Origin of the sequence: Photobacterium chitinilyticum, assembly GCF_004104355.1 — a bacterium.
Classification (GTDB): domain Bacteria; phylum Pseudomonadota; class Gammaproteobacteria; order Enterobacterales; family Vibrionaceae; genus Photobacterium; species Photobacterium chitinilyticum.
In genome coordinates, this window is the sequence record NZ_RJLM01000080.1 from 1 (window position 1) to 1,058 (window position 1,058).

The 1,058-nt window shown below is 43.8% G+C and carries 1 tRNA gene; it reads left to right on the forward strand.

The features are described 5' to 3' along the window. Positions 1-99: 99 nt before the first annotated feature. Positions 100-171, forward strand: a tRNA-His gene (locus tag EDI28_RS28135). The last annotated feature ends 887 nt before the right edge of the window (positions 172-1,058 follow it).

Here is a 1,058-nt window from a genome sequence, read left to right on the forward strand (position 1 = left end):
GGTGTGTTGTGATAGCGTGACGTTGGGTCGCGAACACATCGTCGCTGTGGTCTAGTGGTGGTGTGTTGTGATAGCGTGACGTTGGGTCGCGAACACATCGTCGCTGTGGTCTAGTGGTTATGACATTGCGTTGTGGCCGCACTAACCCACGTTCTAATCCTGGCAGCGACATCCGCCTTATTGCCTCCACTACACACATTCACTACCATCGACTGCATTCGCACCATCCCACACAATCACCACTGCACTTCACACCAACCAATCCACAATTGACACTTCCAATTCAACTGAGTCCTCACTGACACGATAGCGTACACAGCACGTACCGACACAAGTCATAGACCGCATTCCGTCGCACACTTCCGATAGCGTACACAGCACGTCAGTCGTCATTTGACTTCATCTCAATTAATATTATATGATGATCATTGAAATTATTCGTATTGATGTGTCAAGAATTCCCAGATCAGTCCAATCTAATGCAGACAGAACACGATGAGCACAACTCAACGTGTTATATTCGGAATTTGAATTAGCCACAGAATGAAGCACAATGTAATCACAAATTGGTTCAAATAACACAACCGCTACAGCTTAAATGGGAATCCAGATTTCTGTAGTTTATTATTCATTTCCTCAGTAGGTCGGTCATGTGTCTGTCCGGTTGTGTATTGAGTATAGACTGTGTGTGATCTAGAATGTACTCATTAGTATTATAATTAACTACGGAAATTGGAACGGACTCATCTGAATCCTTGTAATATCTCTTCTAGTTGTGCACCAGATTTCAAACAGCTCCATATAGTGTTCGAAGAAATCCCCACTTGCAAAATATCCGACTGTCCACGATTTCACTCGATCGTGACGCCAATATGATCATTAGAATTAGTCGAGATGACGTGCKAACTACGAACTCCAATCATAGTCYAATTTAATAGAGACAGAACACGATGAGAACAACGAATGAGACAGTCGGTGGAAGATTGGTTTGACGTGATGCACCTCCACATGTGAGTGTCAACGTAGCTGTGGTTGATGTGGATGTGTATTGAGTAGGT